Origin of the sequence: Nonomuraea sp. B1E8, from assembly GCF_039871515.1 — a bacterium.
GTDB lineage: Bacteria > Actinomycetota > Actinomycetes > Streptosporangiales > Streptosporangiaceae > Nonomuraea.
The window spans coordinates 1,165,465-1,189,014 of record NZ_JBDPLS010000001.1; the positions used below are offsets into that span (position 1 = coordinate 1,165,465).

General features: G+C 72.6%; 22 protein-coding genes and 1 tRNA gene. 6 read left to right on the forward strand and 17 right to left on the reverse strand.

The features are described 5' to 3' along the window. Positions 1-59: 59 nt before the first annotated feature. Positions 60-1,265 (reverse strand): MFS transporter, encoded by a 1,206-nt coding sequence (locus tag ABGA98_RS05550; RefSeq protein ID WP_347617056.1) that lies wholly within the window; start codon positions 1,263-1,265, stop codon positions 60-62. 90 nt (positions 1,266-1,355) lie between these two features. Between ABGA98_RS05550 and ABGA98_RS05555 the strand changes: the two genes are divergently transcribed. From ABGA98_RS05555 to ABGA98_RS05565, 3 genes are read left to right on the forward strand one after another with little or no spacing between them, the layout of a single operon-like run. Then, positions 1,356-1,808, forward strand: coding sequence for a metalloregulator ArsR/SmtB family transcription factor (locus ABGA98_RS05555; protein ID WP_347617057.1), 453 nt, complete (start codon positions 1,356-1,358; stop codon positions 1,806-1,808). 10 nt (positions 1,809-1,818) lie between these two features. After that, positions 1,819-4,302, forward strand: coding sequence for an ATP-dependent helicase HrpB (hrpB, locus tag ABGA98_RS05560; protein WP_347617058.1), 2,484 nt, complete (start codon positions 1,819-1,821; stop codon positions 4,300-4,302). Next, positions 4,299-5,012, forward strand: a complete 714-nt coding sequence (locus tag ABGA98_RS05565; RefSeq protein ID WP_347617059.1) for a hypothetical protein — start codon at positions 4,299-4,301, stop codon at positions 5,010-5,012. Before hrpB ends, ABGA98_RS05565 begins: the two co-directional genes overlap by 4 nt. Before the next feature lie 83 nt (positions 5,013-5,095). On the opposite strand, the gene ABGA98_RS05570 is transcribed toward ABGA98_RS05565, so the two are convergent. Further along, on the reverse strand, positions 5,096-6,274 hold the full coding sequence (locus tag ABGA98_RS05570) for a pyridoxal-phosphate dependent enzyme (RefSeq protein ID WP_347617060.1): 1,179 nt from the start codon (positions 6,272-6,274) through the stop codon (positions 5,096-5,098). 56 nt (positions 6,275-6,330) lie between these two features. Between ABGA98_RS05570 and ABGA98_RS05575 the strand changes: the two genes are divergently transcribed. After that, complete coding sequence (locus tag ABGA98_RS05575) at positions 6,331-7,773, forward strand: amidase family protein (protein ID WP_347617061.1); 1,443 nt, start codon at positions 6,331-6,333, stop codon at positions 7,771-7,773. Positions 7,774-7,852: 79 nt separating this feature from the next. Here the strand turns inward: ABGA98_RS05575 and ABGA98_RS05580 are convergent, their stop codons facing one another. From ABGA98_RS05580 to deoC, 4 genes are read right to left on the reverse strand one after another with little or no spacing between them, the layout of a single operon-like run. Beyond that, the gene (locus ABGA98_RS05580; RefSeq protein WP_347617062.1) at positions 7,853-8,698 is read right to left on the reverse strand and encodes an aldehyde dehydrogenase family protein; all 846 of its coding nucleotides are present in this window, start codon (positions 8,696-8,698) and stop codon (positions 7,853-7,855) included. Beyond that, positions 8,691-8,912: a hypothetical protein gene (locus ABGA98_RS05585; RefSeq protein ID WP_347617063.1), complete on the reverse strand. Its 222-nt coding sequence runs from the start codon at positions 8,910-8,912 to the stop codon at positions 8,691-8,693. The genes ABGA98_RS05580 and ABGA98_RS05585 overlap by 8 nt, the downstream gene beginning before the upstream one ends. Then, positions 8,905-10,332, reverse strand: a complete 1,428-nt coding sequence (locus tag ABGA98_RS05590; RefSeq protein WP_347617711.1) for an aldehyde dehydrogenase family protein — start codon at positions 10,330-10,332, stop codon at positions 8,905-8,907. Before ABGA98_RS05590 ends, ABGA98_RS05585 begins: the two co-directional genes overlap by 8 nt. A gap of 2 nt (positions 10,333-10,334) precedes the next feature. Beyond that, positions 10,335-11,264: a deoxyribose-phosphate aldolase gene (gene deoC, locus ABGA98_RS05595; RefSeq protein ID WP_347617064.1), complete on the reverse strand. Its 930-nt coding sequence runs from the start codon at positions 11,262-11,264 to the stop codon at positions 10,335-10,337. A 197-nt stretch (positions 11,265-11,461) separates the two neighbouring features. Between deoC and ABGA98_RS05600 the strand changes: the two genes are divergently transcribed. Both ABGA98_RS05600 and ABGA98_RS05605 read left to right on the forward strand, forming a co-directional pair. Continuing rightward, complete coding sequence (locus ABGA98_RS05600) at positions 11,462-11,608, forward strand: hypothetical protein (protein ID WP_347617065.1); 147 nt, start codon at positions 11,462-11,464, stop codon at positions 11,606-11,608. Positions 11,609-11,719: 111 nt separating this feature from the next. After that, complete coding sequence (locus ABGA98_RS05605) at positions 11,720-14,575, forward strand: AAA family ATPase (RefSeq protein ID WP_347617066.1); 2,856 nt, start codon at positions 11,720-11,722, stop codon at positions 14,573-14,575. A gap of 96 nt (positions 14,576-14,671) precedes the next feature. Here the strand turns inward: ABGA98_RS05605 and ABGA98_RS05610 are convergent, their stop codons facing one another. The 11 genes from ABGA98_RS05610 to ABGA98_RS05660 all read right to left on the reverse strand — a co-directional run bounded on the left by ABGA98_RS05610 (position 14,672) and on the right by ABGA98_RS05660 (position 23,543). After that, positions 14,672-15,238: a TMEM165/GDT1 family protein gene (locus ABGA98_RS05610; protein WP_347617067.1), complete on the reverse strand. Its 567-nt coding sequence runs from the start codon at positions 15,236-15,238 to the stop codon at positions 14,672-14,674. A gap of 222 nt (positions 15,239-15,460) precedes the next feature. After that, on the reverse strand, positions 15,461-16,498 hold the full coding sequence (locus ABGA98_RS05615) for a UDP-N-acetylmuramate dehydrogenase (protein WP_347617068.1): 1,038 nt from the start codon (positions 16,496-16,498) through the stop codon (positions 15,461-15,463). Between the two features lie 112 nt (positions 16,499-16,610). Further along, complete coding sequence (locus tag ABGA98_RS05620) at positions 16,611-17,669, reverse strand: hypothetical protein (protein WP_347617069.1); 1,059 nt, start codon at positions 17,667-17,669, stop codon at positions 16,611-16,613. Between the two features lie 54 nt (positions 17,670-17,723). Then, the gene (locus ABGA98_RS05625; protein WP_347617070.1) at positions 17,724-18,152 is read right to left on the reverse strand and encodes a MaoC family dehydratase; all 429 of its coding nucleotides are present in this window, start codon (positions 18,150-18,152) and stop codon (positions 17,724-17,726) included. Then, positions 18,152-18,601: a MaoC family dehydratase N-terminal domain-containing protein gene (locus ABGA98_RS05630; RefSeq protein ID WP_132593008.1), complete on the reverse strand. Its 450-nt coding sequence runs from the start codon at positions 18,599-18,601 to the stop codon at positions 18,152-18,154. Before ABGA98_RS05630 ends, ABGA98_RS05625 begins: the two co-directional genes overlap by 1 nt. Before the next feature lie 188 nt (positions 18,602-18,789). After that, the gene (rpmG, locus tag ABGA98_RS05635) at positions 18,790-18,954 is read right to left on the reverse strand and encodes a 50S ribosomal protein L33 (protein ID WP_019632658.1); all 165 of its coding nucleotides are present in this window, start codon (positions 18,952-18,954) and stop codon (positions 18,790-18,792) included. Between the two features lie 70 nt (positions 18,955-19,024). Beyond that, positions 19,025-19,098: transfer RNA gene (locus tag ABGA98_RS05640), tRNA-Met, on the reverse strand. A 158-nt stretch (positions 19,099-19,256) separates the two neighbouring features. After that, positions 19,257-20,270 carry a DUF2804 domain-containing protein gene (locus ABGA98_RS05645; RefSeq protein ID WP_347617071.1) on the reverse strand — a complete coding sequence of 338 codons (1,014 nt, stop codon included), beginning with the start codon at positions 20,268-20,270 and terminating at the stop codon, positions 19,257-19,259. Between the two features lie 11 nt (positions 20,271-20,281). Then, on the reverse strand, positions 20,282-21,712 hold the full coding sequence (locus ABGA98_RS05650) for an NAD-dependent succinate-semialdehyde dehydrogenase (RefSeq protein ID WP_347617072.1): 1,431 nt from the start codon (positions 21,710-21,712) through the stop codon (positions 20,282-20,284). Continuing rightward, on the reverse strand, positions 21,699-22,370 hold the full coding sequence (locus tag ABGA98_RS05655; RefSeq protein WP_347617073.1) for a GntR family transcriptional regulator: 672 nt from the start codon (positions 22,368-22,370) through the stop codon (positions 21,699-21,701). The genes ABGA98_RS05650 and ABGA98_RS05655 overlap by 14 nt, the downstream gene beginning before the upstream one ends. 12 nt (positions 22,371-22,382) lie before the next feature. Beyond that, complete coding sequence (locus ABGA98_RS05660) at positions 22,383-23,543, reverse strand: mandelate racemase/muconate lactonizing enzyme family protein (protein ID WP_347617074.1); 1,161 nt, start codon at positions 23,541-23,543, stop codon at positions 22,383-22,385. Positions 23,544-23,550 lie beyond the last annotated feature (7 nt).

Sequence of the window (23,550 nt, forward strand, 5' to 3'; positions counted from 1 at the left end):
CCTCCGCGGGCTGCTCGCGGCCTCGCAGATGATCAGCATGGCTATGATGCGCTACATCCTCAAGGTCTGTCCGCTCGCCTCATTGCCCGCCCACCTGGTGCGGCCACGGTGGCGCCCGTCATCCTCTCCCTGGAGGAGATCACGGGGGTCGCCACGGCCCGGTAGGTGGCCAGCGTGAACAGCAGTGCCGCGAGCCCCAGCCCGGTGGACAACACGATCACGCCCGTCCTGCCGTACCAGCCGAGTGCCGCGCCGCCCGCCAGGCCGGCCACGAACAACCCGAGATACTGCGCCGACGACAGCAGGCCCAGCCCGACCGAGACGTTGTCCGGCACCGCGGCGACGGTCCTGAACTGCTGGGCGGGCGCGACCAGCCAGCCGAGCGCGCTCCACAGGAACGCCCACACCAGCGCGACGGGCAGCGCCAGGTTCGCGACGGGCACGAGGGCCAGGAAGACGGTGCCGGTCACCAGCGCGATCAGGATCATGCGGCGCGGGCCGTACGCGTCGGTGAGGCGCCCGCCGAGCGTGTTGCCGACCACGGCGCCCAACCCCCACGCCCACAACACGGCGGTCAGCGGCAGGTCGAACAGAGACCCGAGATAGGTGTAGGCGGCGAAGCTCGCGGCGAACATCAGCACGTGCGTGCCCAGCACCGCCAGCACCCGCCGGTCGGCCAGCGGCACGAACCGCTCCTTGAGCCGCCCCGACATCGGGATCGCGACGTCGGGCACCAGGGCGGCCACCCCGGCGAGCCCGGCCACCCCGAGCCCGGTGACCAGCCAGAGCGTGGCCCGCCAGCTCGTGGCGCCGCCCAGCCAGGTGCCGAGTGGCACGCCGACCGCGGACGCCAGGCTCACCCCGCCGATCACCAGCGCCAGCGCGCGACCCCGGCGTTCCGGCGGGCTCAGCGCGCTCGCCACGGCCGACGCGGTGGGCGTGAACATGGCGGCGCCCGCGGCGGCGAGCACGCGGGTGGCCAGGACCATCGCGTACGTCGGCGCCAGCGCGGTCAACGCGTTCCCCACCACGAACACGCCCATCCCCGCCAGCAGCAACGTCCTGCGGGGCAGCCGCGCGGTCAGGGCGGCGAGCAGGGGCGAGAGCACCGCGTACGCCAGCGCGAACACGGTCATGAGCTGGCCGGCCGCCGCTGTGGAGATGCCGAGGTCCGCCGAGATGGGCGGCAGGAGTCCGGCGGTGACGAACATGCCCGTACCGATCGCGAAATTTCCGGCGGCCAGCGGGTAGAGCCGTGTGCTCAAGGAAGCCTCCATCCGTACAGTTGGACGCCCATCAAACTGTCGCATTGTTTTATGGTTGTCAAACAATGCGACAGAGATAGGATGGGATCCATGCGCCTGCTCCCGCACCCGGCGACCGAGGACATCGAGCTCACCGAGGTCCTGCGGGCACTCGCCGACCCCGTCCGGCTGAAGATCGTCGCCCGGCTGGCCACGGTCGGCACGATGACGTGCGGAGAGGCCACCGACCACCTCGGCGTGCACAAGTCGACGGCCTCACACCACCTCCGGGCGCTCAGGGAGGCCGGCGTCGTCTGCACCAAGCAGGAGGGCCGGCTGAAATACATCAACCTGCGCCGCGGCGACCTCGACGCCCGATTCCCCGGCCTGATCGACTCGATCGTCACCGCCTCCCGCGACGACTCGGTCCCGGCCGACTCCGGCGACCGGCCGGTCCCCGCCGCGTCCGGTGACGACCCGACCCTCACCCCGACCCTCACCCCGACCCTCACCCCGACCCTCACCCCGACCCTCACCCCGGCCGGCGAGCGCGGCCGGCGCTGACCCGCTCGCAATGACCGGCCCCGACCTGCCCATCCGCCACGTCCTGCCCGAGCTGCTCGGCACGCTCGGCCGGCACGGCGCCACCGTCCTCACCGCCCCACCCGGCACCGGCAAGACGACGGTCGTCCCGCTCGCCCTGGCCGAGGCCGGGATGCGGGTGCTGGTGGCCGAGCCGCGGCGCCTGGCCGTGCGCGCGGCGGCCCGGCGCATGGGCGTGAGCTACACGATCCGCGGCGAGCGCCACACGGGCGCCGACCCCAGGGTCGAGGTCGTCACCACCGGCGTGCTCCTCCAGCGCCTCCAGCGGGACCAGGAGCTGGCCGGGGTCGACGCGGTCATGCTCGACGAGTGTCACGAGCGTCACCTCGACGCCGACACAGCGCTGGCGTTCCTCCTCGACGTACGCGACACGCTCCGGCCCGACCTGCGACTGCTGGCCACGTCCGCCACCGCCGACGCGGGCCCGTGGTCGCGGCTGCTCGGCGGGCCCGTCGTCGCGGCCACCGGCGCCACGCACCCGGTCGAGACCGTGTGGGTGCCGCCGCCGCGCCCGATCACCCCGCCGCACGGCCTGCGCGTCGATCCCGCCCTGCTGTCCCACGTCGCCGCGACGGTGCGCGTCGCGCTCGCGGAGCGGGACGGCGACGTGCTGTGCTTCCTGCCCGGCGTCGGCGAGATCGCGAAGGTCGCAGGGCTGCTGGCGGGGGCCGGGGTGGAGGTCCTGCAGGTGCACGGCCAGGCTCCGGCCCGCGTCCAGGACGCCGTGTTGTCGCCCGGCACCGCCCGCAGGGTGGTGCTGGCCACGTCGGTCGCCGAGTCGAGCCTGACCGTCCCCGGCGTACGGGTGGTGGTCGACTCGGGGCTGGCCCGCGAGCCGCGCACCGACCACGCCCGCGGCCTCGGCTCGCTCACCACGGTCAGGGTCTCGAAGGCGTCGGCGGACCAGCGGGCCGGGCGGGCGGGCCGCGAGGCGCCCGGCACGGTCTACCGCTGCTGGCCGGCGGCCGACCACGAGCGCCTCGCCGACCACCCGCGGCCGGAGATCGTGCTGGCCGACCTGACCGGGTTCGCGCTGCAGGCGGCCTGCTGGGGCACGCCGGACGCGTCCGGCCTTGCGCTCCTCGACCCGCCGCCGGCCGCCGCGATGTCCGCCGCCACCCGCGTCCTGGAGGCTCTCGGGGCCGTGGAAGGGCGGCGGGTGACCGGCCGGGGGCGGCGGATGGCGCTCGCCGGCGTGCACCCGCGCCTGGCCCGCGCCCTGCTCGACCTCGGGCCGCGCGCCGCCGAGGTGGTGGCCCTGCTGTCGGAGCAACCGCCGCGCGACGCGGGCGACGACCTGGTGGAGCTCTGGCGTACGGCCCGGCGCGGCGGCACCCCGTACGCGGCCCGCTGGCGCCAGGAGTCCGGCCGCCTCCGGCGCACCGCCACCACGGCCGGACCACCCACCCACAACGGAACCACCGAGCCGTCCACCCCCAACGGGACCGCAGAACCGTCTGCCCACGACGGAACCGCAGGGGCGGCCGCGCACGCGGGAGCCTCGGGGGCGGATGACGCGCTGGCCGGGGTGGCGGTGGCGCTGGCGTTTCCCGAGCGGGTGGCGCGCAGGCGGGGTGGCGGGTATCTCATGGCGTCAGGCACGCGGGCCCAGCTCGCCGAGGGTTCGAAGCTGGCCACCGCCCCCTGGCTGGCCATCGCCGTCGCCGACCGCCCGGCCGGGTCGGCCTCGGCCCGCATCAGGCAGGCGGTCGTGATCGACGAGGCCACCGCCAGGCTGGCCCACCCCGTCACCACGGAGGACGAGGTGGCCTGGCGGGTCCCGCCGGGTGAGCGCCGCGGTGACGTGTCCGCCCGCCGGGTGGAGCGCCTGGGCGCGATCGAGCTCTCCTCCACCCCGCTCAAGGACGCCGACGTCCGCGAGGCCATCCTGTACGGCCTGCGCACGGAAGACGTACTGACCTGGACGAAGCAGGCCAGGGACCTCAGAGACCGCATGGCCTTCTGCCACCGCGCGATCGGCCCGCCCTGGCCCTCGACGGACGCGCTCATCGACCTGGCCGACCAGTGGCTCGAACCCGAGCTGTCCAGGGCCCGCCGCCGCGCCGACCTCGAACGCATCGACGTGGCTTCAGCGCTGCGGCGCCTGGTCCCGTGGAGCGAGCGTCTGGAGACGGCCGCTCCCGAACGCGTCGAGGTCCCGAGCGGCTCCCGCATCCGCGTGGACTACTCGGGCGAGCAGCCGGTGCTGGCGGTGAAGCTGCAGGAGTTGTTCGGCCGGCAGGAGACACCGGAGATATCCGGTGTGCCGGTCCTGGTGCACCTGCTCTCTCCGGCGGGCCGGCCGGTGGCGGTCACGGCGGACCTGGCGTCGTTCTGGCGGGACGGCTACCGGTCCGTACGCGCCGAGCTCCGCGGCCGCTACCCCAAGCACCCGTGGCCCGAGGACCCCCTCACCGCGCCACCGACTAGACGTACGACGAGGCGCGGAGCATGAGCGACCGGCTGGCGGAGGCGGTTCGCGACAACGCCGGGTGGTGCGACCTGATGTGCCGCGCCCACGGTTCTCCCGGCACGTTCACCGGCAGGGCCTGGACGAACGCCGTCAGGACCCCGCTCTTCTATCCGGACGCCGTCACCCTCTCCCCCTCCGCGACGGCGGCCGACGTGCTCGACCGCATCGACTCCGGCCCCGGCGCCTCGGTCAAGGACAGTTACGCCACGCTCGACCTGCCCGGGTTCGACGTGCTGTTCGAGGCCCAGTGGTTGTGGCGGTCCGCTCCCGGACGGACGGACGCCAGCCGGACGGGCACCGGACCGGCGGCCCGGCGTCGCCCGGGTGCCGGAATCGGATGGGAGGTCGTCGGCGACGCGGCCACGCTCGCCGACTGGGAGCGGACGGCCTTCTCCGGCGAGGTACGCGGCCTCTTCCCGGCCTCGCTCCTCGGCCACGTGGGGATCCTCTGCGGCCGGATCGACGGTGAGGTCGTCTGCGGCTCGGTGCTCACCCCGAGCGGTGCGGTGGCGGGCGTCTCCAACGTGTTCGCCTCCGGCTGCGACCTGGACACCGCGTGGGCGGGCACGGTCGCCATGGCGGCCTCCCTGTTCCCCGGCCGCCCGCTGGTCGGCTACGAGAGCGACCACGAGACCGCCGTGAGACACGGCTTCACCCCGATCGGTCCTCTCCGGGTGTGGCTCAAGAGGTGAGCACGGCCGCCCGCCGAACCGAGGTGTACGGCGCGGGACCCTCGGCGGGCGGGGTCCCAAGGGGAGATCGGCCAGAGGGCGGTTCAGGGCAGGAGGTCGTCCAGGGTCGGGCCGGGCACGGCGGGGAAGCTCTCGGACCCCACCCCCACGTCCTTGAACCCGCTGGACGTGGCGATGCACACCACGGGCCCGTCGAAGTCGCGCCCGAGCCGCCGGTAACCGGCCACCCCCGCCGCCCCCGACAGCTCCTGCCACATCCCCTGCCGGGCCAGGTCGCGCTGCGCGGTGCGCAGCTCGTCGTCGGTCAGCAGCACCGCCTCACCGCCGCTGTCCCGCACGGCCAGCACCCCGCGGTGGCCGCCGACCGGCCCGGCGATGCCGTACGCGTCGCTCCGCCCGAGCTCGACGATCGCGGCGGGCGCACCGGTGGCCAGCGCCCTGGCGTGGGGGCCGCCCGCGGCGGTCTCGCAGGAGAACATCCGCGGCAGGGTGTCGGCGAGCCCGAGCCGCCGCAGCTCCGTGAACCCCTTCCACACCCCGTAGAGCAGCTCGGCGTAGCCGGTGGGCGCGAAGACGGCCGCGGGCGCCCGATCGAGCTGCCGGAACAGCTCGTACGCGATCGTCTTGTAGCCCTCGGGCCCGAACGGGTGCCCGGTGTGCGTCACGGTCTGGTTGCTGACAGGGTGGTAGCCGAGCCGCTCGACGACCTCCCGCAGCAGCGGCCAGCGCGCCTCGACGGGCACGGACACGACCTTGGCCCCGTACGCCCGCGCGAAGGCCTGGACGGCGGGCGGCGACGCGGCGGAGGTCAGCACGATGGCGGGCAGGCCGGCCCTGGCCGCGTAGGCGGCGGCGGAGGCGCCGTGGTTGCCGGAGGAGGCCACGACGATGCCGGGCGCGCCCGAGGCGAGGGCGGCGCTCACGGTGACCCGGTTGAGGCGGTCCTTGTGCGACCAGGTGGGGTTGCGCGACTCGTCCTTGACGTGCACGCCGTCGAACGCCACCAGCGGTGTCCCGCCCTCCCCCAGCGTGGGCGCCTCCAGGGGCGGCAGGAGCGGCGACCAGCGCGCGATGTCGGCGCCCGGCTCCTGCGCGAAGAGGCCCGGGTCGACCCGGTCGTAGTCGTAGTCGACGTCGAGGGGATAGGCGATCTCGGCGGTGCTGGTCCGAGGGCAGCCCCGGGTCAGCAGCGGGAACAGCGGATATTCCGCCGAGGGGTCACCGAGGGAACGCTGGCGGCGGGCGAGAGACGGTCCGTTCACGCGTACCGACTCTAATCAGACTCGCAACCGCATGGGAAAAGCTGCACACTCTAGTCATGTTGTGGGCAGGCAGGTCCGCTGTCGAGATCGCGACGGCCGTCAGGAGCGGGGACGTCACGGCCGCGACGGTCGTCGAGGAGCATCTCCACGCCATCTCGGAGCGAGATCCTAGATTACGGGCGTTCCGGCTGGTCCGGGAGCAGGCGCTGGACGAGGCACGGGCGTTGCAGAAGCGGCGCGACCTCGCGGAGCTGCCGCTCGCCGGCGTGCCGGTGGCGGTCAAGGACAATCTGGAGGTGGCCGGTGCTGCCATGCGCTCCGGGTCCAGGGCGACGCCGGACGTGCCCGCGCGGCAGGATCACGAGACGGTGGCGCGCCTGCGCGCGGCGGGTGCGGTGGTCGTCGGCCTGACGAACCTGCCCGAGCTGGGGCTGGTCGCGTTCGGCGACAGCGCCTACGGCATCGCGCGCAACCCGTGGGATCTGGCGCGCACGCCCGGCGGCTCGTCGGCGGGCAGCGCCGCGGCCGTGGCGGCGGGCATGGTGCCGCTGGCGCTCGGCAACGACGGCATGGGCTCGGTACGCATCCCGGCGGCGTGCTGCGGGGTGCTGGGCATCAAGCCGGGCACTGGGCTGGTGCCGCCGCCCTCCGACGACTGGGACCGGTTGTGCGAGAACGGCCCGCTGGCCCGTACGGCGCCGGACCTGGCGCTGGCGCTGTCGGTGCTGGCCGGGGACCCGTCGCTGGCCCAGGCGTGGCGGTCGGGGCGGCGGGAGGAGCCGAGCCCGCGCATGTTGCGCTCGGTCTGGGCCGACGACGACACGGTGTGGGAGCCGCAGCCGCCGTCCGACGGCCCGGAGCCGTTCGACCTGCGGGTGGCCTACGCCGCGCAGCCGCTCCCGCCGGGCCTGACCGTGGACAAGGAGTTCCAGGCCGCCGTACGCGCGGCGAGTGAGACGTTGCGCGTGGCCGGGCACACGGTGGTCGAGCACACCCGCAAGCTGCCCGGCTGGCTGGGCCCGGCGTCGGTCGCGGCGTGGCTGGTCAGGACCGCGGCGGCGGCGGACGGCCTGGACAGGAGCCGGCTGGAGCGGCGTACGCGGGCGCTGAGCCGCGCGGGCCGGGCCCTCGGCGCGCTCAAGCTGGACGGCGCGCGCGGTCGCGAGCGCTGGAGCGGCTACGGCGCCGACCAGTGGTTCGGCAACGCCGACGCCATGGTCATGCCCGCCCTGGCCGCGATCCCGCCCATGGCCGACCGCTGGGGCGGGCGCGGTTTCGTGCGCAACGCAGTGACCAACGTCAGGTACGCCCCCGCCACCGGCGCGTGGAACATGTGCGGCTGGCCCGCGATCACCGTGCCGATCGCCACGCATTCGACCGCGCTGCCCATCGCGGTGCAGATCGTCGCCCCGCCCGGCGGCGAGCCTCATCTGCTCGGCCTGGCGGCCCAGTTGCAGGCCGCCCACCCGCCGCTCCGCCCGCCGGGTCTCGGTTTCTGACGGCCGGCCCTTCCTGAGGGGCCGGTGGGGACCACGGCGTCCCCCGGCCTGGATCGGGAGACGCCGTGGGATGACGGGGTCAGATGCCGATCGGGTGCCAGACGGTCTTGGTCTCCAGGAACCGGGTCATCCGCCCGAGCCCGGGGTCGGCCGTCCAGTCCTCCGGCGCGGGCCGCAGCACGCGTTTGAGGTTCTCCGCCGCCGCCTGCTCGCACCGCAGCGCGAGGTCGGCGTCGTCGACCCCGGTCAGGTCGAGCCCGTTGACGTCCATGTGGGCGGCCAGCCAGGGGGCCAGCTCGGCCTGCGACCCGGTGAGGATGTTGACCACCCCGCCCGGCAGGTCGGAGGTGGCCAGCACCTCGGCCAGGGTGATCGCCGCGAGCGGGGACGGCTCGGAGGCCACCACCACGCACGTGTTGCCGGTGACGATCACCGGGGCGACCACCGACACCAGCCCGAGCAGCGGATCGGCGGGCGCCACCACGGCCACCACGCCGGTCGGCTCGGGCGACGACAGGTTGAAGTACGGGCCCGCCACCGGGTTGGCCGCGCCGTGCACGGCGGCGATCTTGTCGGACCACCCCGCGTACCAGACCAGCCGGTCGACCGTCGCGTCGACCCGCTCGGCCGCCGCCCGCCTGCCGCCGCCGAGCTCCTCGGCGAACTGGCCGCGCCGGCCCTCCAACATCTCGGCCACGCGGTAGAGGATCTGCCCCCGGTTGTAGGGGGTGGCGCCCGACCAGCCGGGGAACGCCTTGCGGGCGGCCACCACGGCGTCGCGGGCGTCCTTGCGCGAGGCGCGCGAAGCGTTGGCGAGGAAGTCGCCCTTGGCCGAGGTCACCGGGTAGGACCTCCCACTCTCCGAGCGCGGGAACGCCCCTCCGATGTACAGCTTGTAGGTCTTTCTGACGGACAACCTACTCATCGCCGCGCCCCCTCCACGTGGACTCCTGCGAGATCTGGACCTGCACGAAGACCTGGCCGCACCGGCTCACGCCGCAGCGGTGGGCGAACCAGCCGGTGCGCACGGGGCGCCCGACCCTGGCGAAGGCGTGCCCGTCCGCGGGCTGCGCGCGACGGGCGCGGCGCAGCCCGCACCTGGAGCCGGGCCTGCGGCCCGGTTGGTGACGCTCACACATCGAGGTACGCCTCCAGCCCGTGCAGCCCGCCTTCCCTGCCGTACCCGGACTCCTTGTAGCCGCCGAAGGGCGAGGCCGGGTCGAACTTGTTGAACGTGTTGGCCCAGACGACCCCGGCCCTGAGCCGGTCGGCCATCCACAGGATGCGCGAGCCCTTCTCCGTCCAGATGCCGGCGGACAGCCCGTACGGGGTGTTGTTGGCCTTCTCGACGGCCTCGGCGGGCGTGCGGAAGGTCAGCACGGACAACACGGGACCGAAGATCTCGTCCCTGGCGATGCTGTGCGACTGCGCGACCCCGGTGAAGACGGTGGGCGGGAACCAGAAACCCTTGTCCGGCAGCTCGCAGGCGGGCGACCAGCGCTGCGCGCCCTCGCTCTCGCCGAGGTCGCTCAGCGAGCGGATCTTCGCGAGCTGCTCGGCCGAGTTGATCGCGCCGATGTCGGTGTTCTTGTCGAGCGGGTCGCCCAGCCTGAGCGTGCTCAGCCGCCTGCGCAGCGACTCCAGCACCTCATCGTGGACGGACTCCTGCACCAGCAGCCGGGACCCGGCGCAGCACACGTGGCCCTGGTTGAAGAAGATGCCGTTGACGATGCCTTCGACGGCCTGGTCGACGGCGGCGTCCTCGAACACGATGTTGGCCGCCTTGCCGCCCAGCTCAAGGGTCAGCTTCTTGTCGGTGCCCGCCACCGCGCGCGCGATGATCCGTCCCACCTCGGTGGAGCCGGTGAAGGCCACCTTGTTCACGTCGGGGTGGCCTACCACGGCGGCGCCGGTCTCGCCCGCGCCGGTCACGATGTTGACCACTCCCGGCGGCAGGTCGGCCTGGCGGCAGATGTCGGCGAAGGCCAGCGCGGTCAGCGGCGTCGTCTCGGCCGGCTTGAGCACCACCGTGTTGCCGCAGGCCAGCGCGGGAGCGATCTTCCAGGCCAGCATGAGCAGCGGGAAGTTCCACGGGATGACCTGCCCGGCCACGCCGAGCGGCCGGGCGCCGCCGAACCCCGCGTAGGCCAGCTTGTCGGCCCACCCCGCGTAGTAGAAGAAGTGGGCCGCGACCAGCGGCACGTCCACGTCGCGCGACTCGCGGATGGGCTTGCCGTTGTCGAGCGACTCCAGCACGGCCAGCTCGCGAGCGCGTTCCTGGATGATCCGCGCGATCCTGAACAGGTATTTCGCCCGCTCGGCGCCGGGCAGTTCGCTCCAGGCCCCGAACGCCTTGCGCGCGGCCCGCACGGCCCGGTCGACGTCGTCGGAGGTCGCCGTGGCCACCTCGGCCAGCTTCTCCTCGGTCGCGGGATTGATGGTCGTGAAGGGGGTGCCGGAGCCGTCGGCGAACTCGCCGTCGATGAACAGTCCGTACGACGGCTTGATGTCGACGACGTCGCGCGACTCGGGCGCGGGGGCGTACTCGAAGATCGCCATCATCAGTCCAGGGTGAAGTAGTCGGGGCCGGCGTAGCGGCCGGTGGCCAGCTTCTGGCGCTGCATGAGCAGGTCGTTGAGGAGCGACGACGCGCCCAGCCTGAACCACTCCGGCGTCAGCCAGTCGTCGCCGGCCGTCTCGTTGACCAGCACCAGGTTCTTGATGGCGTCTTTGGTGGTGCGGATGCCGCCGGCCGGCTTGACCCCCACCTGGCGGCCGGTCGCGTCGCGGAAGTCGCGCACCGCCTCCAGCATGATCAGCGTCACCGGCGGGGTCGCCGCCGGCGACACCTTGCCCGTCGAGGTCTTGATGAAGTCGGCGCCGGCCAGCATCGCCAGCCAGGACGCCCGCCGGACGTTGTCGTAGGTGGCCAGCTCTCCGGTCTCCAGGATCACCTTCAGGTGGGCCGCCCCGCAGGCCGCCTTCACCGCGACGATCTCTTCGTACACCTTCATGTAGCGGCCGGACAGGAACGCCCCGCGGTCGATCACCATGTCGATCTCGTCGGCGCCCGCCGCCACCGCGGCCGCGGTCTCGCCGACCTTGACCTCGAGCGGGGAGCGGCCGCTCGGGAACGCGGTCGCCACCGAGGCGACCTTGACCCCGGCGCCGCCGAGCGCCCCGACCGCGACCGGGACGAGGTCGGGATAGACGCAGACGGCCGCCACCTTGGGCGCGTCGCCGCCGGGCCGCACGGCCTTGGTGCACATCGCGCGCACCTTGCCGGCCGTGTCGGCCCCTTCCAGGGTGGTCAGGTCGACCATCGAGATGGCCAGGTCGATGGCCTGCGCCTTGGCCGTGGTCTTGATCGAACGGGTGCCCAGCATGGCCGCCCGCTGGTCCGCGCCGACCCGGTCGACACCGGGCAGGCCGTGCAGGAATGCTCGCAACGCGGTGTCGGACGAAGCGACGTCCGTGAGCGAGGTAGTCACAGTTGACACCATCACAGCATCGCCGACCAGGGCCTCCAGCTCCAAACCAGACCACCTTAGGGCGATCGTGCCCCAGGTCCTAGGTACGCCTGGCGGGTCCGCGCACCAGAGATAAGGCATCCACCCGATGTGGGGTGCGGGGCCTTAGCACGAGTCTTAAAGGTGTCAGGAAGAAGCACGAAAAAGCAGGAGACACCGTGAATCCCGAGATCGAGTACGAGCTCATGAAGAACCACGCCAGCGAGCTGCGCAGGACGGCCGCCGAGCACCGGCGCGTACGCGAGGCGCAGCGGGCGAACAAGGCCGGGCGCCGGTCGATCTTCGGCAAGCGCCGTTCCTCATGACCGCCCCACGAGTGCCCGGCCACATCCTCCCTCGTGGCCGGGCCTACGTACCCCCATGAACGAGCGTAAAGACGTCGAAAGCAACCGATAAGGCATGACATGCTGGATGACATGCGGGGACGATCGGTCAGTCCCGTCTTCGTCGGGCGGCAGGAGGAGCTGAAGGCCCTCTCCGAGACGTTCGACGAGGCGCTCAAGGGCACGGTGACGGCCGTCCTCATCGGCGGCGAGGCCGGGGTCGGCAAGACCCGGCTCGTCCACCGCTTCGCCGAGCACTGCGCCGCCGGAGGCGCGCACGTGCTGTACGGCGGCTGCGTCGAGCTGTCCACGGAGGGCCTGGCCTACGCGCCCTTCACCGCCGCGCTCCGGCAACTCGTCAGGGAGCGCGGGCCCGGCACGGTGACCGGGCTGCTCCCCGACGGCGCCGAACGCGACCTCGCCCGGTTGCTGCCCGAGTTCGGGGAGTTCAACGGCGACGGCGAGACCGACGCCGGCCGCGCGAGGCTCTTCGAGCAGTTCCTCACCCTGCTCGAACGCCTCGCGGCCGGCCGTCCCACCATCCTCGTCATCGAGGACATCCACTGGGCCGACAGGTCCAGCCGCGACCTCATCGCCTTCCTCAGCCGCAACCTGCACACGCCGCAGGTCCTCATCGTCATGACCTACCGCTCCGACGACCTGCACCGCCAGCACCCGCTCAGGCCCGTGCTGGCCGAGCTGGGCAGGGTCAACGGCGTGCACCGGCTCGACCTGCCCCGCCTGTCGAGGGACGAGGTCGCCCAGCAGATGACCGGCATCCTCGGCGAGGTCCCCCAGTACGCCAAGGTGCAGAAGGTCTACGAGAGCAGCGAGGGCATCCCGCTGTTCGTCGAGGCCCTGCTGGACGGCGGCGAGGACTGCACGGTCCCCGACTCCATGCAGGACCTCATCCTCAGCGCCGTCGAACGCCTGCCCGAGGAGACCCAGCGCGTGCTCCGCGTCGCCGCGGCCGGCGGCACCAGGGTCAGCCACGCGCTGCTGGCCGCCGTGAGCAGCCTGTCCGACATCGAGCTGGAGACCGCGCTGCGCCCCGCGATCGCGGGCAACGTGCTGCAGATCGCCGACAACCGCGCCTACGTCTTCCGCCACTCCCTGATCCGCGAGGCCGTCCACGACGAGCTGCTGCCCGGCGAGCACCAGCGGCTGCACGCCAGGTACGCCGAGGAGATCTCCAAGGACCGCAGGCTGGTCCCGCCCGGCCGCGCCGCCGTCGAGCTGGCCCACCACTGGTACGGCGCCCGCAACGACCAGTGGGCGCTGATCTCCGCCTGGGAGGCGGCGCAGAAGTCGTTCAAGGCGTACGCCTACACCGAGGCCGTCCCCCTGCTCGAACGCGTCCTCATGTTGTGGGACCGCGTGCCCGGCGCGGGCGAGCTCATCGGCGCCGACCACACCGCCGTGCTGGAACGGGCCTCCGAGGCCGCCAACGCCGGCGGCGACGTCGACGCGGCACTCAAGTTCGTCAAGGGCGCGCTGTGCGACCTGGACGAGGCCGCGGAGCCGGCGCGGGTGGCCCAGCTGATCGTGCGGCGGGCCGGCATCAAGAACTCCAAAGGACACCCTGGGGTCATCGACGACCTCAGGCACGCGCTGCGGCTCGTCCCCGAGAACAGCCTCGACTGGGCCGAGGTCGTCACGCCGCTGAGCCGCCACCTCATGCTGAGAGGCGCGATCATCGAGGCGGGCGAGCTGATCGCCGACGGCCTGCGGCTGGTCAGGGAGCACGACGAACGCAGCCTCGAAGCCGACCTGCTGATGAACCTGGCGCTCGGCCACTCGCTCAACGGCGAGCTGGAGTCCACGATCATGGTCAACGAGCAGGCCCTGGAGCTCGGCAGGGCGGCGAACGCCGGCCGCATCATCACCAGGGCCATGGGCAACAACATCGACGCCCTGATGGACATGGGCCGCGACGACGATGCCCAGCGCATGGCGGAGGACGGCTGGCGGCTCGCCAAGCAGTACGGCAGGCTGCGTGGCAGCGGCCTGTTCATCCTGAACAACCGGGCCGAGGTGCTGGAGGCGCTCGGCCGCTGGGACGAAGCCATCGAGGTCGTCGAAACCGCGCTCGGCCACGGGCCCGTCCTGCGCACCCGGTACGCCCTGCTGCGGGTGCGCGCCGACATCGCGCTGGCCAGGGGCGAGCTGGAACTGGTCGAGGGCATCCTGTCGGAGATCGGCCTGCTGAAGCAGCGCCCGGAGGAGTTCGTCCAGGACATCACCAACAACGCCCGCCTGCTCATGCGCTGGCACCTCGCCAAGGGCGAGCCGGGCGCCGCCCTGGGCGTGGCCGAGGGGGTGCTGTCACGTCCCCAGCAGTCGAGCAAGGCCATGCTCGGCTGGCGGCTGCTCGCCCTGCTGCGCACGGTCTGCGACGCCGCCGAAGCCGCCGCGGCCGAGGGGGTCGCGGCCGTGCGCCGGCAGGCCGCCGAGGTCGCGGCCGAGTTGTCGGTCATCGGGCCCGTCGTGGAGGCGTACCGGCTGTCGTACTGGGGCGAGTTCGACGCCGCGGCGGCGGCCTGGGAGCGGCTCCAGCGCCCGCACAACCAGGCCATGGCGCTGCTGCAGGCGGCCGCCGTGGTGGCGCGCGGCGGCGACCGCGAGGGGGCGGCCGCGCGGCTGAAGACGGCGCTGCCGCTGGCCGAGGCGCTGCGCGCGACGCCGCTCGTCGAGGAGATCGAGACGCTGTTCCGCCGGGTGGGCGGGCTCTCGCAGGGGCAGGAGCAGTCGGAGCTGCTGACGCCGCGCGAGCTGGAGGTGCTGCGCCTGGTCACCCAGGGCCGCACCAACCGGGACATCGCGGCCGAGCTGTTCATCTCGGCGAAAACGGTGAGCGTGCACGTGTCCAACATCCTGGCCAAGCTGGGCGTGACCACCCGGGGCGAGGCGGCCGCGGCGGCCCACCGGCGGTCGCTGCTGGCGCCGTAGCCTTCCTGGGCGGCGCGGCCAGGGACACGGCTTCAAGGGGCGACTCAGGCCAGGGACACGCCTTCAAAGGGCGGCTGGGCCAGGGACACGACAGCCTCAGAGCAGCGGCTCGACCAGGAGAACAACGCCGAACACCGCGAACGCCGCGGCGGCGCCGTACCTGATGACCTTCTCGGGCAGGTGCCTGCCCATCAGCCGCCCCACGACGATGGCCAGCGCGTCCGCCGCCACCATGCCGACCGTCGAGCCGATCCAGGTGCCGACCCAGCCGTGCTGCGTCGCCAGCGTGATCGTGGCCAGCATCGTCTTGTCGCCCAGCTCGCTCAGGAAGAACGCCACCGTCACCGCGATCAGGGCGTTCCTGGTGGTGCGCCGGGCTTTCTGCGCCTCGTCCTCGGTCAGCTCGTCACCGCGCAACGTCCACACCGCGAACCCGAGGAAGGCCAGCCCGGCCACCACGGAGATGGCCGTCGTCGGCAGGGCGTCGCCGATCAGGCCGCCCACGGCGACGCTGAGCAGGTGCACGACGGTCGTGGCGATCGTGATGCCCAGGAGCACGGGCCACATCTTGAAACGGGTCGCGAACGTCATCGCCATCAGCTGGCTCTTGTCGCCGAGCTCGGCCACGAAGATGACGCCGAGACTGATCCAGAACGCTTCCAACGGTCCTCTTCCGCGCGACCGGGCCGGAAGCGAGAACCCGGGGAGACGCGGGCACGGCTTCGGCCCGGCAGCGACTTGTCGCATGCTGCCAGGCCGAAGGTCTCGTCCGCCCGTCTGAGGCCCGTGTGACCGGGCGCGGTGAAGCGCCAGTGTGTCGATCACACGATTGGGACTACTCCCCTTCGGTAATTCCGACACACCATAACAGACCGGATCGGGCCGCTATTCCCCGAGGGTGCAGCCGACCAGCACCGGCTCGTTGACCAGCGTGACCCCGAACTTCTCCCGCACCCCGTCGCGCACCTGCCTGGCCAGCGCCAGCAGGTCGGCGGTGGTGGCGCTCCCCGTGGGGTTGGTGAGGGCCAGCGTGTGCTTGGTCGAGATGCGTACGCGCCCGAGCTCGTAACCCTTCGGAAAGCCGGCCTGCTCGATCAGCCAGGCGGCGGGCACCTTGACCGAGCCGTCGGGCATGTCCCACCGCGGATGGCCGGGTGCGCGCACCGCCAGCGCTTCCGCCTGCTCGGCCGTCAGGACCGGGTTGGTGAAGAAGGACCCGGCGCTGCGCGTGTCGGGGTCGCCCGGGTCGAGCACCATGCCCTTGCCCCGCCGCAGCTCCAGGACCGCCTCACGCGCCCGGGCGAGCGGCACCCGGCTCCCCGGCTCGGCCCGCAGCCGGCCGGCCAGTTCCGCGTACGCCAGCGGGCCGGACGCCTCGGAGACGTCCAGCGCGTACGTCACCGCGAGCACCACGTGCCGCGCCAGATCCCGCTTGAAGACGCTGTCGCGGTAGGAGAAACCGCACTGCCGCGCCTCCAGGTCGACCACCTGCCGGGTGCGCCGGTCGTAGGCGCGCACGCACCTGATGGTCTGGGCGACCTCCTGGCCGTACGCGCCGACGTTCTGGATGGGGGTCGAGCCGACCAGCCCGGGGATCCCGGACATGCACTCGAGGCCCGACCAGCCCTCTGCCACGGCGCGGGCCACCAGCGGGTCCCAGTCTTCGCCCGCCTCGACGGTGACCAGCACCTGCTCGCCGTCGCGCGAAACGGTCACGCCCCGGGTGGCGACCTTGATGACCAGCCCGTCGAAACCTTCGTCGGCCACCACGACGTTGCTGCCCCCGCCGAGCACCAGGGTGGGCACGGCGTTCCTGTCGGCCTCGGCCACCAGGGAGACGAGTTGCTCCGCCGTGGACGCCTCGGCGAAATCGCGGGCGGGCCCGCCCAGGCCCAACGTGGTGTACGGCGCGAGCATCTCCATGAGCCCACAGCTTACTAACGGGCAATCCGCCCACCGGACCGCCGCTGGCGGCACGGTTTCCGCCAGGACACGGGCCGCAGCGGGACTCCCGCCAGGCCCGCCCGCAGAACCGTCAGGCGGAGGCGTGCAGGAGGCGGAGCACCCCGTCATAGTTGCGCCGCGACTCCCGCTCCAGATAGTCGCCGGGCACGTCGTGCCGGCCGAGGCGCTCCACGGGCGGCCGGTCGCGGGGCACGACCAGGGTGCCGTGCAGGGCGAGCGAGAGTTCCAGGTCGGCGTTCGTGCCGTGGCGGGCGCCCTCGGGCAGCGCTCCGAGCGCCGCCGACCGGCGTACCGCCATGAGGTCTCCGGTGAGCGCCCGCACCCGGCCCGGCCCCGCCTCGCGCCAGTTCCGGCCGTCGCCGAGCGGTTCCGCGCCCCACCAGCCGGCCGCGACGGCCCCTTCGACGATGGCCGCGACCAGCGGCGTCAGCGCGTCGCCGCGCAGCACGGTGGTCGTCTCCATCAGTACGTGGACCTCGGACGTGTCGAGCCGCAGCAGCTTGGCCCGGCTCTCGCCCCAGGTGGCGGTGCCGCCGCGCCAGTGGGGCCGCTCGGCGACGTGCCAGGTGGCGATCCGGTCGGGCCGGCGGCGGGCCAGGTCGTCCAGCACGTTGCCGGCGCCGTCGACGTTGCCCAGGTCGAGGGCGAGCACGCGAACCCTCGTGTGGTCGATCAGCGACTGCACGCACCGCTGCACGTCCTCGGGCCAGCCGTCCACGAGCAGGCCGACGCTCGTGGTGACGTCCGCGGTCTCGACGCGCTGCCGCTCGGTGTTGACGCCCAGGTCGTCGAGGCGGCTGGTGGCCAGCGAGGCGTCCCAGGTGCGCTGGGCGTGCAGCATGCCGTCGCCTTCGTCGTCGCCGTGCTGGCCGGGGTCGCCGGAGAAGCCCAGCTCGGCGGCGGGGTTCTGGCGTGCGTGCGTGCCACGCGACTTGGTCCCGGCCGTGCCGACACCGGTCGCCGTCGCGCCGGTGCCCGGACCGCCTGCGGTGTCGCGGCCGGAGCCCGAGGTGCCCGCCACGTCCTCGATGCGCGGGGGCCGGAGGTGGCCAGGGGGTTTGGCGTCGGTGACGGCGGAGACGGGGATCGATCGGACCGTGGGCCAGACTTCTCGCGCGGCTTCAGACATACCGTCACGGAGTACCCGAAAGCGGGCCGACTTATCATCCTGGCCCGCCGGGGTTCAGGCCAACTGCACCACCGCACGCGCCTTGGACAACACCTGTGCCTCGCCCGACCTGGCGACGAGCCCGACGACCACCCGCTTGTCCTCGAGCTTCTCCTCGATCACGCCGCTGACCGTGATCGTGGCGCCCTGGTCGTCATCGGGCACGACCACCATCGACGAGAACCGCACGCCGTAGTCGACCACCGCCCCGGGATCTCCCGCCCAGTCGGTGACGAACCGGCCGGCCTGCGCCATCGTGTACATCCCGTGCGCGATCACGTCGGGCAGCCCGACCATCTTGGCGAACCGCTCGTTCCAGTGGATCTGGTTGAAGTCGCCGGAGGCCCCGGCGTACATGACCAGGTTGGAGCGGCGCACGTGGTAGTCGACGGCCTCGATCTCCTGGCCGACCTCGACCTGGTCGTACTTCACCGTGGCGGTCATCAGGCGGCCCCTCCGCGCTCGACGATCGTGTTGTAGGTGACGCAGACGGGCTCGCCCTCGACGGTCGTCACGTCGCTGCGCACGGTCAGCAGTTCGTTGCTGCCGGCGGTGCGGATGTCGGTGATCGTCGCGGTCGTGACCAGCTCGTCGCCGGCGATGACGGGACGTACGTACTCGAAGCGCTGCTCGCCGTGGACCACCATGGCGAAGTTGAGCCCCAGGCCGGGATCGGCGAGCGCCTCGCCACCGCTCTGCAGGCTGAAGACGATCGGGAACGTCGGCGGCGCGATCACATCGGGGTAGCCGGCGGCCTGCGCGGCCTCTTTGTCGCGGTAGAGAGGGTTGTTGTCGCCGATCGCGGTGGCGAACTCCCTGATCTTCACCCGGCTGACCTCGTAAGGGGCGCTGGGCGGATAGCTCCGGCCCACGAAGTCACGGTTCAAGGCCATCGGTGGCTCCTCGTATGTCTCCAGCCGAGCGCTGCTGAGGGCGACGCTAACAGAACAACGTTCGGCTGTCGCGGGAGATGGCCGTGATTTTGCCGGGGTGCGAACACGACGAACCGGCGCCCTGCGAAGGGGACGCCGGCTGTGCGATGGAGCGTGTGGAGGGCCGAGGCCCCCTGCCCGGTGCGAACCTAGCGGGTCTCGCGGTGCGCGCGGTGGCAGCGGCAGTTGGGGCAGTATTTCTTCAGCTCAAGCCGATCCGGGTCGTTGCGCCGGTTCTTCCGCGTGATGTAGTTGCGGTGCTTGCACTCCTGGCAGGCCAGCGTGATCTTCGGCCTAACGTCGGTGGCAGCCACTTGGGAGTGCCTTTCTACGTTCGGGACATGGACACACCCGTGCCCAGGCCGTCGACCTGGGACTGGGCAGTAGCGGAGGCCGGACTTGAACCGGCGACACAACGATTATGAGCCGTTTGCTCTGCCTGACTGAGCTACTCCGCCTTTGAGCCGGTTAGCAACACCGGCCACCGTAGAGAATACCCGACGTGGCGAGCACATCAGCAACTCGCTCCAACGGGCGGGGTCTCCAGTATGCCTCAGCAACCCCGGCTACCGAAATCCGGAGCCCAGGAAAAAGGGGTCGCGTAGGGGCTCGTGCGTCACCAGCGACGATAGACCTCCTCCGCCCACCCATACAAGTCTGATATGTCTACGATCTCCCCGTCGTCGGCGACGACCGTGCCCCGGTAGCAGCCGAACGCCTGCGCCTCCCTGCTGCGCATGTACCCCATCCTGCGCACGTCGGACTTCCTGACATGCTCGGGGACGAACTCCAGGTCCACCCGCTCGCCTGTGACCCGCCAGGGCGCGTGCCAGTCGGAGGTGTCGTACCGCCAGACCAGCTCCTCGCTGATCTTGTGGACGCGGCCGTCCAGGATGAGCGCGTTCTCCACGCTGCCGGTGCCGTCGGTCCACTTGCCGCCGATCTGCACGGCCACGTCACGCCCGCCGGGCCGGCCGGCGGCGGCGCCCCAGTTCCAGAGGATGTCCGAGGGCCAGCGGCCCCGGCCGAGGTCGAGGGTGGCCAGCGCGTCGCCGGTCGTGAACGTGTACGTCCTGCCGTTGACGCGTACGGTGCCCTCGGCGGGCCGGCCGACGTCCTTGACGGTGTACTGGAAGCGCCGCGACGACCACGGCACGACCAGAGACAGGCTCTCCCTGTCCGGGACCCGGTGCACCAGGACGTCCGCCTCCATCTCGGCCGACTTGAGCCGCAGCCGCGTCCCCGCGGCCGTCTCGTCCACGCTGATGCGCACCGGCCCGGCGCCGATCCGCACGCTGCCCTCCCCGCAACGCTCGGAGAAGGAGACCTTCCTCGCGGGCACGAGCAGGCCCCGGCTGGCGACCTGCTCGCCGGTGCGCCGGTCCAGGAACCAGGCCGACTCGCCCGCCAGGTAGTCGAGGCTGCTCGCGCTGAACGCGAACACCTGCCCGGGGCTGGTCACGCACCAGTAGTCCCAGCGCATGGTCCGGCCCCAGCCGCGGAGGTTGGCCCGGTGCAGCGGGACCCGGCTCCAGCCGATGGCCGCCGGGTTGAGCCGCCCGTCAGGCAGGCACAGGTCGACCCGCGCGGTGATCTCCCGTTCGCTGACAGCGTGCGGACTCGTCTGCATGGTGCTCCCCGTCATCGCCCCAGCCCCACGCTGAGGTACTTGTAGTCCAGGTAGTCGGACACGCCGAGGCTGCCGCCCTCGCGCCCGTAACCGCTGTTCTTGACCCCGCCGAACGGTGCCTGGGGCGGGGCCAGCGGCCCGCCGTTCACGGTGACCATGCCGAACCGCAACTCCTCGGCCACGCGCACGGTCCTGGTCAGGTCGGACGTCCACACGTAGGCGGTCAGCCCGTACGGCGTCGCGTTCGCCCTGGCCACCACGCCCTCGACGTCCTCGAACTCGATCACCGGAGCGACCGGGCCGAACGTCTCCTCCCGGCACACGAGCATGTCGTCGGTGACCCCGGCCAGCACGGTGGGCGGGTAGAACGTGCCGGGCCGGTCGAGCGGCCGCCCGCCGGTCAGCGCCCTGGCCCCGCCCGCCAGCGCGTCGTCGACGTGCCGGGTCACCTTGGCCAGCGCGGCGGCGTCGATGAGCGGGCCCATGTCGACGCCGGGGGTGACGGCCTCGGCGTGGCCCACCAGCGCCGCGGTGAACTCCGCGGCCACGCGGCGGTGCACGAAGATACGGTTGGGCGACGTGCACGCCTGCCCGGCGTTGAGAAACTTGCTGCGCGCCACCGCGGTGGCCGCGGCGACCGGGTCGGCGTCGGGGAAGACGAGCACGGGCGCGTGCCCGCCGAGCTCCACGCTCATCCGCTTGACGTCGTCCGCGCTCTGCCTGATGAGCTCCTTGCCGACCTCGGTCGAGCCGGTGAAGGAGACCTTGCGCACCCGCCGGTCGGCCATCACCACCTCGGCGAAGCGGGCGGGTTCGGAGGTCGGCACGACGTTGAACACGCCCGGCGGCAGGCCCGCCGCGGCGAACGCCTCGGCCGCGGCGATCGCCGACAGCGGGGTCAGCTCGGCGGGCTTGAGCACCACCGTGCACCCGGCGGCCAGCGCCGGGCCCAGCTTGCGCGTGATCATCGAGACGGGGAAGTTCCACGGCGTGATGCCGGCCACCACCCCCACCGGCTCGGGCATCAGCCAGATGCGGTTGCCCTCGGCGGCGCCCGGGACCGTCTGCCCGTAGACGCGGCGGGCCTCCTCCGCGGCCCAGAGCAGGTGGTCGGCCCCGGACCGTACCTCGGCGACGGCCTCGGCGAGCGGCTTGCCCTGCTCGGCGGTCATCGTCGCGCCGATCGCCTCGGCGCGCCCGGCCAGCTCGTCCGCCGCGCGGCGCATGAGGAGGGCCCGCTCGTGGGCGGGCAGGGCGCGCCAGAGCGGCAGCGCGGCGGCCGCGGCGTCGACCGCCCGGCCGGCCAGCTCCGGTCCGCAGTCGGCGACCTCGGCGATCGCCGCTCCCGTGGCGGGGTCGTGGACGGTGAACGTCCGCCCGTCGGGCGCCGCGTGCCATGAGCCGCCGATCAGCGCGCCTCGCCTCGTGTCAGCCGTCTCCATCTGTCTCCCGCATCCCGTCGATCAGTGCTTGCATGGCGGCCTTCTCGTGTGCGTGCTGTAACTTGCTGGCCAGCGCGATGTCGCCGGCCACCAGGGCGTCCCTGATGGCGACGTGCTCGGCGTGTGAGCGGGGCAGCCGCCAGGGCACCAGCCGGAAGCCGCGCTGGGCGGTCTCCGTCCTCGCCCAGAGCCCCTGCAACATGCGGTGGGTCAGCCTGCTGTGCTCGGTGTCGCACAGCAGCGAGTGGAACCGCCGGTTGAGCGCGGCGAACGCGGCCACGTCGCCCTCACGGGCGGCCACCTCGCCGCGGGCGAGCACCTCGTCGACCTCCGCCAGCCGCGCGCCGGTCAGCCGCTCGCCGCTCAGTTCCAGCGCGAGCGCCGTCAGCGCTGCCCGCACGCTGTAGAGCTCGCGTACGTTCTCCACGGTGAACGCCGCCACCACCGCGCCCACGTGCGGCCGCTCCACCAGCCACTCTTCCGAGCAGAGCTGCTTGATGGCCTCGCGCACCGGCGTCTCGCTGATGCCGACGGCCTCCGCCACCACCCGGGTGATGATCTTCGTTCCCGGAGCCGCCTCGCCGGTCATGATCAGATGCTTGATGTGCTCCGCCGCCAGATCGGCCTTGGTACGAAAGCGGGAACGCGGTTCGGCCATGTCGACAGCCCTTCAGACCTGCTGGACGGTGAGCGGCTCGATCGCCGCGTAGTCCAGCTCTACACCGAGTCCAGGACCATCCGGAACGCCTACCAGACCGGAGGAGTCGGGCAGCAGCGGCTTGGTCAGCATCGTGTGGAAGACCTCCGGGACGATCACCGGCGGATCGTAGGGGTACTCCAGCCAGTCGCAGTTCGGCAGCGACGCGCAGAGCTGCAGGTTGCCGGCCACGCCCAGCCCCGTGGCCCACGCGTGCGGGATCACCCGCCGCTGCCTGGCCGCCGCCATCGCGCCGAAGTCCCGCAGGGCGCCGATCTCCTCGCTCTCGTTGGCGTCCGGCTGGAAGATGTCGAAACAGCCGTCCTCCAGCATGCGTACGAGCTGGCCGATGCCCCGGTTGTGCTCGCAGCCCGCGATGGGGATCGGCGAGGCGGCGGTCAGCTCGCACAGCGCCCGGTAGTCGTGCCGGGGCAGCGGCTCCTCCAGCCAGGCCACGTCCAGCGCGGCCAGCTCCCTGGCCGTCGTGAGCGCGCGTTCGTAGTCCCACACCAGACGGCTGCCGTCCGGCGCGTACCGCCAGCGGGAGGCCGCCTGGTTGGCGTCCACCATGATGGCCACATCAGGGCCGACCGCCTCGCGAACGGCCGCGACCTGCGCCACGTCCTCGGCGACGGTGGCGGCGTGCACCCGCAGCTTGATCCCCTGGAAGCCCTCCTCGACCACGCGCAGGCTGTCCTCCGCCCGCTGCTGCGGGCTGCGGACCTCGCCGAAGCTCGCGTAGGCGCGCACCGCCCCCGAGTGCCCGCCCCACAACTTGTACAGCGGCTGCCCGCAGGCCTTGCCCACGGCGTCCCACACGGCCACGCCGACCACCCAGGGCCGGGGGAAGACGTATTCGGCGACGTACCTCAGCCGGTTGGCCACGTGGGTGGTCGCGAACGGGTCGAGGCCGAGGAGTTGCGGCCTGATCCAGCCGCGGATGGCCTCCAGCATCATCGGCCCGGTGCCGTGGCCCATGTCGCCGCCCGCCACGCCCACCACGCCCTCGTCGGTCTCGACCTCGACGACGACCGCCGACATGGCGCGGTGCGCACCCTCAGGGGCCCACGACGGGACGAACGGCCTCGGGTAGGGCATCTCGATGACCCGCCCCCGCACGTCTGTGATCCTCATCTGCCCT